This window comes from Desulfoglaeba alkanexedens ALDC (assembly GCF_005377625.1).
Taxonomy (GTDB): Bacteria; Desulfobacterota; Syntrophobacteria; order Syntrophobacterales; family DSM-9756; genus Desulfoglaeba; species Desulfoglaeba alkanexedens.
This window is the reverse complement of sequence record NZ_CP040098.1, coordinates 679,600-694,835: the sequence shown is the minus strand read 5'-3', so window position 1 is coordinate 694,835 and position 15,236 is coordinate 679,600. Positions and strand designations below refer to the sequence as shown.

General features: G+C 60.3%; 12 protein-coding genes. 2 read left to right on the top strand and 10 right to left on the bottom strand.

The window, feature by feature from the left end:
• Positions 1 to 12 precede the first annotated feature (12 nt).
• The 10 genes from FDQ92_RS03400 to FDQ92_RS03355 form a co-directional block, all read right to left on the bottom strand.
• Complete coding sequence (locus FDQ92_RS03400) at positions 13 to 1,368, bottom strand: FliI/YscN family ATPase (RefSeq protein WP_211341354.1); 1,356 nt, start codon at positions 1,366 to 1,368, stop codon at positions 13 to 15.
• Entirely contained in the window at positions 1,361 to 2,047 is a 687-nt protein-coding gene (locus FDQ92_RS03395; RefSeq protein WP_137423280.1) for a FliH/SctL family protein, read from the bottom strand. The genes FDQ92_RS03400 and FDQ92_RS03395 overlap by 8 nt, the downstream gene beginning before the upstream one ends.
• Complete coding sequence (gene fliG / locus FDQ92_RS03390) at positions 2,040 to 3,041, bottom strand: flagellar motor switch protein FliG (RefSeq protein WP_137423279.1); 1,002 nt, start codon at positions 3,039 to 3,041, stop codon at positions 2,040 to 2,042. Before fliG ends, FDQ92_RS03395 begins: the two co-directional genes overlap by 8 nt.
• A 4-nt stretch (positions 3,042 to 3,045) precedes the next feature.
• Positions 3,046 to 4,638, bottom strand: a complete 1,593-nt coding sequence (gene fliF / locus FDQ92_RS03385) for a flagellar basal-body MS-ring/collar protein FliF (RefSeq protein WP_137423278.1) — start codon at positions 4,636 to 4,638, stop codon at positions 3,046 to 3,048.
• Positions 4,639 to 4,971: 333 nt separating this feature from the next.
• Positions 4,972 to 5,271: a flagellar hook-basal body complex protein FliE gene (gene fliE, locus FDQ92_RS03380; protein WP_137423277.1), complete on the bottom strand. Its 300-nt coding sequence runs from the start codon at positions 5,269 to 5,271 to the stop codon at positions 4,972 to 4,974.
• A gap of 22 nt (positions 5,272 to 5,293) precedes the next feature.
• Positions 5,294 to 5,731, bottom strand: a complete 438-nt coding sequence (gene flgC, locus FDQ92_RS03375) for a flagellar basal body rod protein FlgC (RefSeq protein WP_137423276.1) — start codon at positions 5,729 to 5,731, stop codon at positions 5,294 to 5,296.
• Positions 5,731 to 6,120, bottom strand: coding sequence for a flagellar basal body rod protein FlgB (flgB, locus tag FDQ92_RS03370; RefSeq protein ID WP_170180159.1), 390 nt, complete (start codon positions 6,118 to 6,120; stop codon positions 5,731 to 5,733). Before flgB ends, flgC begins: the two co-directional genes overlap by 1 nt.
• 149 nt (positions 6,121 to 6,269) lie before the next feature.
• On the bottom strand, positions 6,270 to 7,592 hold the full coding sequence (locus FDQ92_RS03365) for a sigma-54-dependent transcriptional regulator (RefSeq protein ID WP_137423274.1): 1,323 nt from the start codon (positions 7,590 to 7,592) through the stop codon (positions 6,270 to 6,272).
• 50 nt (positions 7,593 to 7,642) lie between these two features.
• Positions 7,643 to 9,997 (bottom strand): tetratricopeptide repeat protein, encoded by a 2,355-nt coding sequence (locus FDQ92_RS03360; protein WP_137423273.1) that lies wholly within the window; start codon positions 9,995 to 9,997, stop codon positions 7,643 to 7,645.
• A gap of 275 nt (positions 9,998 to 10,272) precedes the next feature.
• Entirely contained in the window at positions 10,273 to 11,679 is a 1,407-nt protein-coding gene (locus FDQ92_RS03355; RefSeq protein ID WP_137423272.1) for a sigma-54-dependent transcriptional regulator, read from the bottom strand.
• Positions 11,680 to 12,088: 409 nt separating this feature from the next.
• Between FDQ92_RS03355 and hisS the strand changes: the two genes are divergently transcribed.
• Positions 12,089 to 13,369: a histidine--tRNA ligase gene (gene hisS, locus FDQ92_RS03350; protein WP_137423271.1), complete on the top strand. Its 1,281-nt coding sequence runs from the start codon at positions 12,089 to 12,091 to the stop codon at positions 13,367 to 13,369.
• Positions 13,366 to 15,234, top strand: a complete 1,869-nt coding sequence (aspS, locus tag FDQ92_RS03345; RefSeq protein ID WP_246041821.1) for an aspartate--tRNA ligase — start codon at positions 13,366 to 13,368, stop codon at positions 15,232 to 15,234. Before hisS ends, aspS begins: the two co-directional genes overlap by 4 nt.
• Positions 15,235 to 15,236 lie beyond the last annotated feature (2 nt).

The following is a 15,236-nucleotide window of genomic DNA, read 5'->3' as shown; positions in this document are numbered from 1 at the left end:
GGTTCCACCGGATCAGGCGAAAAGGGTTTTCAGCCATTTGAGGGATTCGGCCACGGTGCAGCGGTCGGTGACGTCCTGTCTCAGGTACTCATTGAGCTTCTGGATCATGCTGATCGCGTAGTCCGTGTCCGGATGGGTGCCTTTCACGTAGGCTCCGATTTGAATCATGTCTTCGCTGTTTCGGTAATGGGCGAGCGTCTGGATGAAGCGGGCGGCGAAGCGTTTCTGTTCCGCGTCCAGGAGGCGATCTGTCAAACGGCTGACGCTCTTCAGGGGATCGATCGCGGGGTAGTGTCGCTGATGAGCGAGGGCTCGATCCAGCACGATGTGGCCGTCCAAGATGGAGCGGACGGTATCGGCCACGGGATCGTCCAGGTCGTCGCCTTCGACCAGCACCGTGTAGATCCCCGTGATGGAGGCTTCTCGGAAATTGCCCGTCCTTTCGAGAACCTGGGCCAGCAGACCGTAAACGCTTGGGGGATAGCCCTTGGTGGTCGGCGGTTCCCCTGCGGCGAGTCCGATTTCGCGCGCGGCCATGGCGAAACGGGTGACCGAGTCCATCATGAACAGGACGTCCCGGCCCGTGTCTTTGAAGTACTCGGCTACGGCGCAGGCCACGTAGGCTCCACGGAGTCGAAGCGTCGCAGGCTGATCGGAAGTGGCCACGACCACCACTGAATGGGCCAGTCCGTCGGCGCCCAGCTCGTCTTGAAGGAATTCGTTGACTTCACGGCCCCGTTCGCCGATCAGGGCGATCACGTTCACGGGGGCCGTGGTATATCGGGCCATCATTCCGAGGAGCGTGCTTTTGCCGACGCCGGACCCTGCGAAGATCCCCATCCGCTGGCCCTTACCGATGGGCAGCAGCCCATTGATGCAGCGGACACCCACATCGAGCTGCTCCCTGATCACCGGCCGCTCCAGCGGGTTTACGGCGGGACGGTTCAACGCATAAGGTTTTCCCGCAGGCAGCGGTCCTTTGCCGTCGATGGGTGCGCCCATTCCGTCGATGACACGCCCCAGGAGGGCTTCTCCGGCCTGGACCGTGTCCGAGTGTGGATGCTTCATGGCGAGATCCCCTGGGCGGATCCCATTGATGGGCGTGAGTGGACTCAGCTTGAGTCGCCGTTCTCCGAAGCCCACCACTTCGGCATAGACGGGGTTATTCGATTCTGAAGGAAAGACGCGGCAGATGTCGCCTCGGGCCGCTTTGAGCCCCTGGACCTCCAGAAGGTTTCCCACCAGGCGGGCCACTTTCCCGTAGGTCTGCCAGGGGGGGCGGTCGAGGAGCATGCGCCCGCGCCCTTCCAAGCGCAGGTAGTCGTCGTGAACGCAAGGGTGCCGGGCGGTGTCATCGGGGTCATTCATGGCTTTCGAGGGCCTCCCGGATGAGCTCGAATCGTGTTTCCATGGTGGCATCGATCCGCTGGATGTCGCTTTCGATGATGCAGCCGCCTCGTTCAATGGACTCGTCCGTCTTCACCGCGAAGGCGTTCGATCGTTCGGGGCCGGGAATCTTGAAATCGGTGTACTCCTGGAGAAGCCTGAGATCTTTGGGATGCAGGACGAGGGTCAGGCTCTGGTGTTCCTCGGCCTCCTGAAGCATGTCATTGATCAGCCGCTGGATCAATTCGGGGCGGGTCTCCAGTTCGGCTCGGACTACGCGGCGGGCCACGGCGAGGGCCGTCTCCACCAGCCATTGCCTGTAATCTTTGAAGACACGTTCAGGAGTCTCGGAGAGGCCGGCGAGCAGCCGTTCGAGCTGTTCCTTGACCACGGCCATGCTGCGTTTGCCGAATTCGAACCCGTCTTTTTGGCCTTGTACGTATCCTTTCTCGTAGCCTTCCCGTTCCAGTTCCTGGGCTGCGCGCTCCGCTTCGAGCAGACGGCGGCGGAGGCTCTCTTCGAACGCTTCCACCGATTCCAGTTCCGCTTCCAAGCCGGACCGGGTGCCGGCGGCCGGAGCCTTTCGTTCGCTTTGCCGTATTTCGGCGAAGCCGAAAGCGTTCAGATCGTCGGTTTCACGGGCTTTGATGATCTTAGACAAAGTTATCCCCGCCTTCACCGCGCGCCAGGATCAGCCGGCCTTCCTTTTCCAGGCGGCGGGCCACGTTGAGTATATTCTGCTGCGCCCCTTCCACGTCGCTCAGGCGCACCGGGCCCATGACCTCCAGGTCCTCTAGGAGCATTTGAGAGGCGCGTTGAGAGAGGTTCTGGAGGATCTTGTTTTTGACCTCTTCCGAGGCGGTCTTCAATGCGAGGGTGAGGTCGTCGTTGGAGACTTCTTTCAGGAGTTCCCGGATGCCCAAGTCGTTGACGCCGACCAGGTCGTCGAACACGAACATGAGTTTTCGGATCTTGTCGGCAAGATCCGAATCGTAATCTTCCAAGGCCTGCAAAATGTTGTCTCCTGTCCGGCGATCGCAGCGGTTGAGGATTTCCGCGACGGATTGAATGCCGCCCAGAGTCTTGTAGCTGCCCTTGCTGACGGAAAAGAGTTCCCTTTCCAGCACCTCGTCCACTTCGCGGAGAAGGTCCGGCGGGACCGTCTCCAGGTTCGCCATCCGGCTCACCGCTTCGAACTGCAGGTTTTCCGGCAGCAACCCGATCACCTCGCTGGCCTTTTCGTGCCCCAGGTGTGCCAGAATGATCGCAATGGTCTGGGGATGTTCACCGCGGATGAAATTGGCCAGGATTCGGGCGTCGACGTCCTGAATGTTTTTGAACGGCACCTTCTGGTTGTCTTCTTCGATCTTGGCGAGCACGCTTTCGGCCTGTTCCCGGCCGAGTACGGCGGGGAGAAGCTTGTGGAGGAACTGGTTGCCGGGCAGGGAAATGCTTCCCGCTTCCTGCATTCGGGCGATCAGTTCGTTCAAGACTTCGTCCGTGGTCTGCTTGTCCACGATCTGGATGTTGCTCATCTGAGCGCCCAGTTTCTGGATCTCGCCGGGACTCAAGCTCTTGAAGATCGGGGCCGACGCCTCTTCCCCCAGGGCGAGCAGCGCGATGGCGGCCTTCTGAACGCCTGAAACCTTAGCCATGATATCAGCTTTCCTCCTTCAGCCAGGTTCGGATCACCTGAGCGGCCTGGTAAGGGTTCTCCAGGGTCAAGGCGATGGCCTGTTCCTTCACCGGAAGTTCTTTCCGCTGAGGTCCTTCGAGGAGTCCTTCTTCGGCGGTCCCGGGAAGCGCCGCCGCTCGATCCTGTTCGCCTCCCACCGTCATGTGCTGGAATCGCTTCATGAACGGGCGGATGACGAAAAGGAAGACCAGCAACAGGAGAAGAAGATTGAAAATGAGCTTCTGGTGCCTGCGCAGCAGATCCAGCCAGTCGAGTTCCGGCCCCGAGACCGCCCCGTCGGGGAAGGCTTCCGTTGCGAACGCCACGTTGGAAACCGTGATCTGGTCGCCCCGGTTTTCGTCATAGCCCACGGCCTTCTTCACCACGTCTTCCAGCCGCTTGAGTTCCTCCGGGGTCCGCCCCACAAAGACTTTCCGTGCATCCTGCCCCTCCGCGGTTTCCACCTTGTAAGGGCCGTCCACGATGACCGCCACCGACAACTTCTTGATGCTCCCCGGAGCCCGGGTGATCTGGCGGCTCACGCGGTTGATTTCGTAGTTGACCGTCTCGCGCTGGCGACTGGTGGATCGCTGCCGGTTTTCGGGAGTCGCGCTCTCCAGGAGCCGGCTCTCCAGGTTGATGGGTGCGTCGGGATTGCCTCGAGCGCCGACTCCCGTTCCTTCGGAATTCTCAACGCTTCGCTGCTGACTGCGCACCACCGCGCTGTCGGGATCGTAGATGTCTTCCGTGACCGCGATCTCGCTGAAATCAAGCTCTGCCGTCACCCGGGCGACGACCTTGTCCGAGCCCAGAACCGGTTCCAGCATGGACTGGACCTTCTCCCGCAGGCTCTCCTCGAGCCGGTGGCGGTATTCCATCTGAAAGCTGTTGGCGGCAAACGGTGTGTCTTCGCCGGTTTTCTTATAAAAAACTTCCCCGTCGGTGCTCATTATCGTGACGTTTTCGCTTTCCAACCCCTGCACAGCGCTCGCCACCAGGTTCACCAGAGCTTGCAACTGGCGTTCCTCGAGCCTGGCGCCCGGCTTGAGCTTGAGAAAAACGGCGGCCCGGGGCGGCTGCCGGTCTTCCACGAACACGGTGTCTTCCGGAAGCACCAGGTGCACCCGGCTCTCTTCCACCTCTTCCATCTGGTTGATCGTGCGGACCAGTTCCCCCTGAAGGGCCCGCTGATAATTGATCTTCTGAACGAACGCGGTGCTCCCCAGGCGCTGCTTGTCGAAGATTTCGAAGCCCACCCCGGAACCCTTGGGAAGGCCCTCGGAGGCCAGCGCCAGCCGGATCTCGTATAGCTGATCCTCCGGGACCTCAATACTCTGACCATCGACCAGGCGGTAGGGGAGTTTCTTGGCCTTGAGGCTCTCCACCACCGCGGCCATATCCGGTTCGGAAAGGCCCGTGTAAACCGGCGCGTAGGTGACGGAGTTCACGCTGTGGGCGAGGTACGCCAGGCTTGCCACCACCATCAGTACGGAACCCGCGGTGAGGAGCTTTTGGGGGAGGGGGAGGGCCGTGAATGAGGCCTTGAGCCTCCGTAGGAACGCTGCCAGCCTGTTCATGGTATGCTGAACCTCACCTGTCCGGTCGCCTTGTAGGAGCGGGCTTGCCCGCGACCCTTAAAACCGGCAATATCACGTTCACCCTGATCGCCGGCAAGCCGGCTCCTACAGGGGGTCGGCCCGTTATTCCGTCAAGGGGCCGCCCCGGTTTTCCGTTATCGGTAGGAGCGGGCTTGCCCGCGACCCTTAAAACCGGCAATGCCGCGTTTGCCCTAGGATCGCTTGGGAACGGCCTCATGGGAATCGAAGCTGGAGCTTCTGCACAGTTGTGTTCCCAAGCTGGAGCTTCGGAACAAGGTGGCAAAACGGTCACTCAATCCCCCAAGCACGTCCCTAGAACTGCATGCGCATCACGTCCTGGTAAGCTTCCAGCGCCTTGTCTCGGACCTTGACCAGAAACTGGAGTCCGATTTCGGCTTCCTGGAGCTTGATCATGGCTTCATGGATGTTTTCCGCACCGCGGATCGCTCCCTCCCGCATGGTCTTTTCCGCCTGGTGCTGCAGCTCGTCCACTTCGCTCACCCGTTCCTTGAGTTCCGAAGTGAACGATACAGCCGCCTTGTCCGAGCGCCCGAACGTTCCGCCCGGGCCTTCGAGCCTCTTCATGCCTTGGGCAATGGAACCGATGCGCATGCCGCCTCCTCTTTGACAAGCCTTATTTTCCGAGTTCCAGGGATTTGAGCGCCAACTGCTTGGCCATGTTGAGGGCCGCCAGGTTGGCTTCGTAGCTCCGGGTGGCGTCCAGGAGGTTCGCCATTTCTTCGACGGCGCTGATGTTCGGCAGGAGCACGATGCCGTCTTCGTCGGCGTCGGGATGGCTCGGATCGTAGACCCTTCTGAAATCGCGGCCGTCAGGAACTATTCCGACGACATCCACCTGCTGCAGACCATCTTCGAGCGCGCTTTCCATGGCCTCCTGGAAACTACCGGCATAGGGCACACTCTCGTACAGGATGGTCCTGCGCTGGTACGGCTTGCCGTCCGGTCCCCGGGTGGTGTTGACATTGGCCAGGTTGGCGGAGAGGACGTTCATCCACGCACGGTGCGCCCTCATCCCCGACGAACTGATCCGCATGGACGTTTCAAAGTCCATCAGCGACCTCCAGCGTTGATGGCCTGCTTCAGCAAGGCGAACTTCTTGTTGAGCATGGTCACCATGAACTGGTACTCAATGTTGTTTCGAGAAAGACGTACCATCTCGTGATCCAGGTCCACGGGACCGGTTTCCTCCATGGCGGGCGACCGCAGGGCCTCGACGGGATCCGTGGGATTCTCATGCCGGAAATGGGAACATTCCAGCGCAATCGCGCCTTCCTCCAAGGATTCCTTCAGAACCCGGTCGAAAGAAAGCGATTTGGCCACGTATCTCGGTGTGTTGATGTTGGCCAAGTTGCTCGATATGACCTTGTGGTTCAAGGCGTTCAGATCGAGGCGATCCTGCATGAGTTGAACGGTTCGGTCGAACACACTTGAGTCACTCATAAGCATCCGTCCTTTCTGAGAGATGGCCGTCTGGTGATCTCATATGTGAGCAAATGTCATACCAGGGTGTTCTTGCGGCGTTTGGAGCTCGATGGAGCCCCTCAGGTCGTCAAAAGGTTGACGATCGCTGAGGCTCGGGGTCCGGGGTGTCAAAAACCCTGACTACGGCGATATTCGTTGAGCTTATTGCGCAGGGTTCTGACGCTGATTCCCAGGATTTCGGCAGCACGGGTTCGGTTGCCGCTCACGGAATCCAGGGCTTGATGGATGAGGCGTTTTTCCATCTCATCGATGGTCGTGATTTCGGCCGGGGGGGTCTCCGGGGGGGATTCAAAGTCATCGAAAAGCAAATGTTGGGGTGTGAGCACCGGTTCTGTCGCCAGGACGACGGCGCGCTGCACCACGTTTTCCAATTCGCGGACGTTGCCGGGCCAGGAGCGGCGGTTCAGGATTTCGAGGGCCTCGGGGCTCAATCCCTGAACCCGACGTCCATGGCAGGCATTGTATTTTTCAATGAAGTGTGCGCAAAGGATCGCGATATCGTCGCGGCGCTCCCTTAAGGGCGGAATTTTCAAGGGGATGACGTTCAGGCGGTAATAGAGGTCTTTTCGAAAGCGACCTTCTCTGAGCGCTTCGTCGATGGCCCGGTTGGTGGTCGCGATCACCCGGGTGTCCACGGCGACGGGCTGCCGGCCGCCCAGGCGGTCCACTTCGCCTTCCTGAAGCACCCGCAGCAGTTTGGCTTGGAGGTGCACGGGGATCTCGGTCACTTCGTCCAGGAGCAGGGTGCCTCCATGGGCCAGTTCGAATTTGCCTTTCCGGTCCTTGTTGGCCCCTGTGAAGGCTCCTTTCTCGTAGCCGAAGAGTTCGCTTTCGAGCAGATTTTCAGGGAGTGCGGCACAATTGACGGCGACGAAGGGCCCCTCGGAACGCGCACTGCTTCGGTGGATGAATCGGGCGAACAGTTCTTTTCCGGTCCCGCTTTCGCCCTGGATGAACACGGTGGCTTTGCTGGAGGCCACCTTCGCGGCCATGTCTTTCAGGGCCTTCATGGCCGCATTTCTGGAAATGATGGGAAAAGGCTCTCCTTGCGGGGTCCCGTCGCGGCCCATCCGGCTTTCGTCAGAAGGAGTCTCCAGGGTTTTTTCGAGACGTTCCCGGGAAACGGGAAGGACCCAGAAATCCTGGGCACCGTGCTTCATCATGGTGACGGCGTCTTCCAGGCAGGGGTTCCGGGTCGTCACGATGACCGGAAAGGCCTCCGCGGCGTCCATGCTCTCTTCAAGAAACGACGTGACGGATTTCTGGTTTCCGTTCAAGGCCACAATGGCGAGATCGGGGGCGGCCTGATCGACCAGCGCCCGGGCCGCCGAGAGTGAATTCGCGGTCAGGGGGGTGTGCCCCAGATCGGCGAGCGTTTGCGCGAGGTTCCGGGCTTCCCGGGTGTCCGTATCCACGACCAGAACCTTCATATGGCATGCTCCATGCCGTCTCCTGATGCTTTCGATATCCCGCGGGGCCCTCAGAAAAGGCCCGTTTGCCCCTGCCGCATCCGGATATAGTCCATCTTTTGCTGTGCGGCCAGTTTCCAGAATTCCTTGGATGCCGCAAGGAGCTCCGAAAGCTTGGCTTCGGCCTTATCCGGTTGCCCCGCCTGCAGGTACAGGTTCGACAGTTCGTAAACGAGTTGGTTCCTGAGGTCTTCCGACGATACTTCGGGAAGGAGGCTTTCGTAGGTGGCGATCGCCTCATGGTAGCGGCCCAATTTCTGGTAGCACCGGCCGGCCATGAGCAGGACCTGGAGCCGGTCTTGGGCGTTTTCCCGAGGCAGCCGTTGGAGTGCCTTTTCAATCCACGGAAGCGCCGCTTCGTGGCGGCCCTGTTCCACCAGGCACCGGCTGTACTGGATCAGTGTGGCGGTCGGCACCGCGTTGTCGCCTCCCAAGGCCTCGATCTGGCGGTCGAAGTGCTTCATGGCTTCCGCGTACCGCCGCATGGAAAAGGCCACGCGGCCCAGGAGTTCGGCCTTTTCAGCCGTGAGAGCGGGGTCGCTCACCTGCTTCAGCAGCTGTTCGGCCCGGGCGACCTGGCCCGTTTCTAACAGGCAGAGCGCTGTTTTCATGCGCCAGCGATCCTTGGGATCGTTTTTCAGCAGCGTTTCGTAAAGAGGCAGTGCGTTGGGGAAGTAATGCAGTCGCTCGTAGCTTTCCGCCACCATGGCGACCACTTCCAGGGACTTTTGAGTATCGAAGACGAAGGGGTCTTCCTTGTAGAGCTGAACCACCTTCGCATAGTCCTGGGACTGGAAGGCGGCTCTGGCCCGATCCAGCATCACCTTTTCCTTAAGAGCGCGGAAGTCGTCGTCGGATGCACGGTTTTCCTGCCCTTGCATCACGTTACGGATGCGCTGGAGGCTTTTATCGTAGTCACCGTTTTGCCATTCGCTGTAGGCCAGCTTGAACTGGACGAAATGATTGAGCGGCGGGGAAAGTGAGCGCTCCGAAAGTTCCTGGTACGTCCGGTAGGCCTCCGCCTGCATCTCCGGCCCCTGCTTTTCCAAGAGTTCTGCACGCCGGATCTTGCCGATGATCTCCCCTTCGGAATGGGGAAAATAGGTACCGATGTAGGCATAGAGTCGTTCGGCCAGGTCGGTTTGAGACTCGTGGAGGTAGGTTTCGGCAAGCCGCGCGAGCACCAGGTCCTTGTCGGGGATGTGCGGCTCCAGGTTCAAGTACCGGAAGAGACAGTCGCGGCTCCCGGCGTAATCCCTGACCCCAAAAAGAGATTCCCCAAGATAACGGAAGATATCCGGGTGTTCCAGGTGAAAAGTGGGATCGATTTCCAGCGATCGTTGAAGGACGGTCACGGCTTCTTCATGGTTTCCGGCGATGGACAGGCTGGTGCCCAACCGGTAGTGGGCTTCGGCCGCAATGGAGGATTCCGGGGAGTCTTTCAGGGCGTTGCGGTAGGACTGGATCGCCTCCACGTGATTTCCGGAGGCCTGCTGGAGGTTTCCGAGTGCCAGCCAGGCCCGGTCCGCTTCGGGGACTTGGCTGTTAGAAGAAAGTGCCCGCTCCAAGTGAGGTCGGGCGGCGTGGAAGTTTTCCAGGCCGTAGTAAAGCAGTCCGAGGCGTGCGTGGGCCGCGGCCGCCTGGGGGGCCTCAGGGAATCCATCGAGAAATTCCCGATACAATGCGATCGCTTCTTCCGCCCGCTGGTTTTCCACCGGTTTCTCGCGCCATCGTTGGAAGGCCTCTTCGGCGCGGGCGAAAACGCCCCCGGCCGCAGCATCACCGGCGGGGACGGTGCCCTGGGTCCTATCGGACCCGCCGGTACCCGCTGCTTCGACCGCCGCTGGTCCCGCGTCTTTGGACTCCGTCGCTTCGCCTTGCGGTGGCGCCGCCTGGGATGCGGCCGCGGACTTCCCAGTTTGCGCCGAAGCGTCCTGGTTTGTTTGCCGGCTGGGATGCCCCGGCGGATAGAGATCCACAACGAGGCGATAGGCATTCCCGTCGGGGGAGGTCCCTGGAAGCGTGAAAGATTTGACCTGGAGGCCCGGCCGTTTGAACGTCACGAGGATCCGGTTTTTCGGTTCCTTCCTCGGTAGAACGACCGCCTTGACGGCGCCCCGAGCGGCCTTGGACAGATCGCCGGAGCCGACCTTCACTTTCAGCTCTTCATAGATCACTTCCAAGGCCTCGGGAGAAGGCTGCTCCAGGCCGATGGGTTCGTCCCCCGCACTGTCAAAAACCAGGCGGGTGAATCCCGGGTGGATGCCCACTCGAACCGATTCGATGGTGGTTTGGGCGGAACTCCGGCAGGCGAAGGCCAGGAGCAACAGGCCGGTGAATGCAATGAGGATCAGTCCATGCCGCATGGTTTGCGTCCTTTACTGAATCGGCGTCCACGCCGCCGCTATCCGCTGATGAATCGGGATGCGGACAGAAGAGAGCAAACCGTGTGCCATGCCTGACGAAACGGGTTCCACCTTATTCCCAATCTCCCCCATCCACCTTGTTCCCAAGCTCCAGCTTGGGAACACAACTGTGTCGAAGCTCCAGCTTCGATTCCCATGAGGAGGCGAAGCTAGAGCTTTCCTGGCGGGGAGTTCCCAAGCCAGAGCTTGGGAACGGGTTCGCGGACCGACCCGGTTCAGGAACCGAAGGCCGGCAGGTCCAGGTTTTTCTTTTTGAGTTTTTCGATGAGGGTGGTGCGATTCAGGCCCAGAAGCTTGGCGGCCTGGTTCTTGACGCCGCCGGTTTTCTTGAGAGCTTCCAGGATGAGTCGGTTTTCCAGGTCTTCAAGGGTTTTCTTCAGGTCGATGCCTTCGTCGCCGAGCTGGACCGCCGGAGGGGGGGAGGGGGCCGGTATTTCGCGCCGCATCCGCGGCGGCAGATCTTCCAGCTTAATTTCGTCGCATTCCGTCAGGATCACCAGCCGCTCGATCACGTTTTGGAGTTCCCTCACGTTCCCCGGCCATTCGTAAGCTTCCATCGCGGCCAGGGCTTCCCTGGAAATGCGTTTCAGCTGGATGTCCTTGTTACGGCAATGCTCCCGGAGGAAATGATGCACCAGGAGCGGAAGATCTCCGTGCCGTTCCCGAAGCGACGGCACGTGAAGGGGGATGACGTTCAGGCGGAAGTAGAGATCCTCCCGAAAGGATCCATCCGCCACCGCGCTTTCGAGGTCCCGGTGGGTGGCCGCCAAAATCCGGACGTCCACTTGGATGGTGCGCGAGCCGCCCACCCGTTCGAATTGTCGTTCCTGCAGGAAGCGGAGGAGCTTCACCTGCAGTTTGGGGCTCATGTCCCCGATCTCGTCCAGGAACACCGTTCCTTGGTGGGCCAGTTCGAACCGCCCCTTGCGCTCTTTCAACGCCCCCGTGAACGATCCCTTCTCATGGCCGAACAACTCACTTTCGAGAAGCTCTTCGGGAATGGCGCCGCAGTTGATGGGCACGATGGGCCTGTCGCGCCGCTCACTGTTGAAATGAATGGCGTTGGCGATCAGTTCCTTCCCCGTTCCGCTCTCGCCGGTGATGAGAACCGTACTGTCGGTGTTGGCGACCCTGTGGATCATGTGGTAGACGGCCTGCATGGCGGTGCTTTCCCCGATGATCTTATCGAAACCATACCGGTCCTGAAGCTGCGATTTCAGTAGGATGTTTTCGGAGCGAAGGGCCTTCAGTTCCTGGGCGCGGCGCAACACCATGAGGATCTCGTCCAGTTTGGCCGGCTTACTCAGATAATCGAAGGCGCCGCGCTTCATCGCTTCCACGGCGGTTTCGATGGTGGCGTAGCCCGTGAGCACGATCACCGTGGCTTCCGGGTGGTGTTCCGTGAAATGGGCGAGCACTTCCAACCCGCTCATTCCCGGCATGACCAGGTCGGTGAGCACTATGTCAAAAGAACGCCGGTCTGCCATGGCCGCGGCTTCCCGTCCGTCGGCAGCCTTGGCCACGTCGTAGCCTTCCTCCGTCAGGCTCTCAACGATCAGATCCAGTGTCGTCGGGTCGTCGTCTACTACAAGGATGCTGCAAGGGGGTAACGGAGCCGTCATAGCGATTGTCCCATTGCGGATGAAAGACTGAATGCCCGCGCAGCGTCAAGCGTATCTGATTTTTTACCGTGAAAATACACCCCCCCTCACCCTGACCCTCTCCCACCACTGGGTGGAGAGGGGATGATTTTCATGAGTGGGGGTGAGCAAATCCCGGTTATGGTAGTTTGTAAACCATATTTCGTCGGAAAATGCGAGAAGAAAAGCGTCAAGGGGTTGACGTATCCTGGTGCATGGAGACGCCTTCCGGCCGCCCGCGTCGGGGGTCGAGGTTTTCCTTGACAACGGTGGGCACGGTTACCTAGTAAATCTCTTTTACGATTCGGTACTTGAAGAAGCGGATTTGAGGTGGATGGGGCCGTTGATGGAATCCCCGGCGGCCGGCCGGGGTGCGCCTGCGAGGATTCAAATGGAATACATTCAAGCCGTCAAAGGCATGAACGATATTTTACCCCACGACATCGGCTGGTGGCAGAAGGTGGAGGCGACGGCCCGGGAAGTGTTGGAAACCTTCGGTTACCGGGAGATTCGAACGCCGTTGGTCGAGAAGCTGGAACTTTTCGCTCGAAGCATCGGTGAGAGCACAGACATCGTGGAAAAGGAAATGTACGCGTTTCCCGACCGCAAGGGACGGTGGCTGACGCTTCGCCCGGAAGCCACCGCGTCCATCGTGCGGGCCTTCATCGAACGCAATCTCCAGTCGGATCCTCTGGCCCGAAAGTTTTATACCTTGGGGCCCATGTTCCGCCACGAGCGGCCTCAAAAGGGGCGGTACCGCCAGTTCCACCAGATCGACGCCGAAGCCTTCGGCATCGACGATCCCATGCTGGACGCCGAGATCATGTTCATGCTGCGCTGCTTCCTTGAAAAACTGGGTATCGGCGGCGTGAAACTGCACATCAACTCCCTGGGTTGCCGCGAGTGCCGGAAGCCCTTCCGGGAAAGTCTCCAGGCATTCCTGGAAGAAAGAATCGCCGCTCTCTGCCCGGACTGCGCCCGGAGGAGCCGGGTGAACCCGCTGCGGGCCTTCGACTGTAAAGTGGAGCAGTGCCGGGAGCAGATGGAGGAGGCGCCGGCTCTTCTCGACTTTCTGTGCCGGGACTGCGCGGAACATTTTGAGGCGGTAAAGCGCCACCTGGACCGGCTGGAGACCCCGTACCGGATCGACCCCCGCATGGTCCGAGGACTCGACTATTACATGCGGACGACCTTTGAAGTGATCACGGATCAGCTGGGGGCCCAAAACGCCGTGGGGGGCGGAGGGCGCTACGACGGGCTCATGAAGGACCTGGGCGGCCCGGACCTTCCGGGCATCGGTTTCGCCATCGGCATGGAACGGCTCATTCTGCTGCTCCAACAATCCCAGGACGGCACCTTGAAAACCCCGGAGATCTTTCTCGCCTCAGTGGGAGATGACGCGCGCGACCGGTGTTTCCTGATGGTTCAGAGGCTCCGTGATCGAGGTGTGGCCGCGGAGATGGAATACGGAAACGCGGGTCTCAAGAGTCAGATGAGGCGTGCGGACAAGCTGGGCGCCCGTTATGTTCTCATCCTGGGCCAGGATGAAATCCAACGAAACGCCGCGCCGCTTCGTGATATGATCGAAAAGAACCAGGTGGAGGTGCCGCTGGCGACCGCGGTGGATTTTCTGACGGAGTTTATCCGGAAGCATTCGACAAGGAATCGATGATGACTCATGATGCCACGCTCCCCGGGGAGCGATTCAAAGACGATCCGGAAGCCAAGGAACTGGAAGCCCAGAAGGTCACGCTGGACAGCCTGGGGGATTGGGTCAAGACGCACGATTGCAACAGCCTTGGAACCGGGAACGTGGGGGCCCGGGTGAGGCTCATGGGATGGGTGGATCGGCGAAGAGATCACGGGGGGCTCATCTTCATCGATCTGAGGGACCGCGAAGGCGTCACCCAGGTGGTGTTCGATCCGCAGGCCGACGAGACGTCGCACCGAAGGGCCCATGCGCTTCGGAGCGAATACGTCATTGCGGTCGAAGGCACGGTGCGCCTGCGGCCGGAAGGGATGGCCAATCCCAGGTTGGTCACCGGAGGAATCGAGGTCCTGGTGCACGAGCTTCGTATTCTCAATACCTCCCGAACGCCTCCCTTTCCCATTGAGGACGACACCGACGCCAACGAAAGCATCCGCCTTCGTTACCGGTATCTGGATCTTCGCCGTCCCTCGATGATGCGCAATCTCAAGCTGCGGCACCAAGCGGCCGTGCTGACGCGGAACTATTTCGCCCAACGTGGGTTTCTCGAAGTGGAAACCCCAATTCTAACACGCAGCACCCCCGAAGGGGCCCGGGACTACCTGGTGCCGAGCCGTGTGAGTCCGGGGAATTTTTACGCATTGCCCCAGTCGCCCCAGATCTTCAAGCAGCTCCTCATGGTGGCCGGCTTCGAACGGTACATGCAGCTCGTCAAGTGCTTTCGGGACGAGGATCTGCGGGCGGACCGGCAGCCCGAGTTCACGCAGCTCGACCTGGAAATGTCTTTCATCACCGAAGAACAGATCTACGAGCTGATCGAAGGGTGGATCGAGGCGCTCTTCCGGGAACTTGCAGGGGTTTCCCTGGAGACCCCGTTTCCCCGCATCACCTATGCCGAAGCGGTGGATCGCTACGGGACAGACCGGCCGGACATCCGGTACGGTCTGGAACTGGTGGACGTGACCGATATTGCGCGGCGGTCCGACGTTCGAGTCTTCCAGCAGGCGGTGGAGCGGGGCGGCGTGGTGAAAGCCATCCGCCTTCCGGAGGGCGGCCGCCTCTCCCGCAAGGAACTGGACGAGCTGATAGAATATGTGAAAATCTTCGGAGCCAAGGGCATGGCCTGGATCAAGCTTCAGCCGGACGGGTGGCAGTCGCCCATTGCCAAGTTCCTGGGGGATCCGGTCCGGGAGGCGCTCGGCCAAAGGCTTCAAGCCCGGCAAGGCGACATCCTCTTTTTCGTGGCCGACCAGCCCGGCATCGTTCACGACGCCTTGGGGAACCTCCGGGTCCGCCTCGCTCAACAGCTTGCTCTTATGGACACTTCCGTTTACAAATTCACTTGGGTCACCCAGTTTCCGCTCCTTGAATGGGATGCGGATGAAAAGCGGTTCACCGCCGTGCACCACCCGTTCACCGCGCCCATGGAAGAAGACCTGGACAGGCTGGAAACCCAGCCGGAAGCGGTGAGGAGCCGCGCCTACGACCTCGTGTTGAACGGAACGGAGCTGGGCGGAGGGAGCATCCGGATTCACCGGCATGACGTTCAGCAGCGGCTGTTTGCGGCCCTGGGCATCGGCGCGGAGGAAGCCGAGGAGAAGTTCGGATTCCTCTTGGAAGCCCTTCAATATGGGGCGCCCCCCCACGGCGGCATAGCTTTCGGTTTCGACCGGCTGATCATGCTCATGAGCGGGTCGTCTTCCATCCGCGACGTGATCGCCTTTCCTAAGACACAGAAGGCCACGTGCCTCATGAGTGGAGCGCCGTCCGAGCCGGACATCAACCAGCTCCTGGAGCTGTGCGTGAAGATCGAAAAAGCAGGGAGGTAACC

Bases quoted from the DNA above. Each gene is read 5' to 3' on its own strand.
- FDQ92_RS03400 (WP_211341354.1), bottom strand. From the start codon at position 1,368: ATGAATGACCCCGATGACACCGCCCGGCACCCTTGCGTTCACGACGAC.
- fliG (WP_137423279.1), bottom strand. From the start codon at position 3,041: ATGGCTAAGGTTTCAGGCGTTCAGAAGGCCGCCATCGCGCTGCTCGCC.
- fliF (WP_137423278.1), bottom strand. From the start codon at position 4,638: ATGAACAGGCTGGCAGCGTTCCTACGGAGGCTCAAGGCCTCATTCACG.
- fliE (WP_137423277.1), bottom strand. From the start codon at position 5,271: ATGCGCATCGGTTCCATTGCCCAAGGCATGAAGAGGCTCGAAGGCCCG.
- flgC (WP_137423276.1), bottom strand. From the start codon at position 5,731: ATGGACTTTGAAACGTCCATGCGGATCAGTTCGTCGGGGATGAGGGCG.
- flgB (WP_170180159.1), bottom strand. From the start codon at position 6,120: ATGAGTGACTCAAGTGTGTTCGACCGAACCGTTCAACTCATGCAGGAT.
- FDQ92_RS03365 (WP_137423274.1), bottom strand. From the start codon at position 7,592: ATGAAGGTTCTGGTCGTGGATACGGACACCCGGGAAGCCCGGAACCTC.
- FDQ92_RS03360 (WP_137423273.1), bottom strand. From the start codon at position 9,997: ATGCGGCATGGACTGATCCTCATTGCATTCACCGGCCTGTTGCTCCTG.
- FDQ92_RS03355 (WP_137423272.1), bottom strand. From the start codon at position 11,679: ATGACGGCTCCGTTACCCCCTTGCAGCATCCTTGTAGTAGACGACGAC.
- hisS (WP_137423271.1), top strand. From the start codon at position 12,089: ATGGAATACATTCAAGCCGTCAAAGGCATGAACGATATTTTACCCCAC.
- aspS (WP_246041821.1), top strand. From the start codon at position 13,366: ATGATGACTCATGATGCCACGCTCCCCGGGGAGCGATTCAAAGACGAT.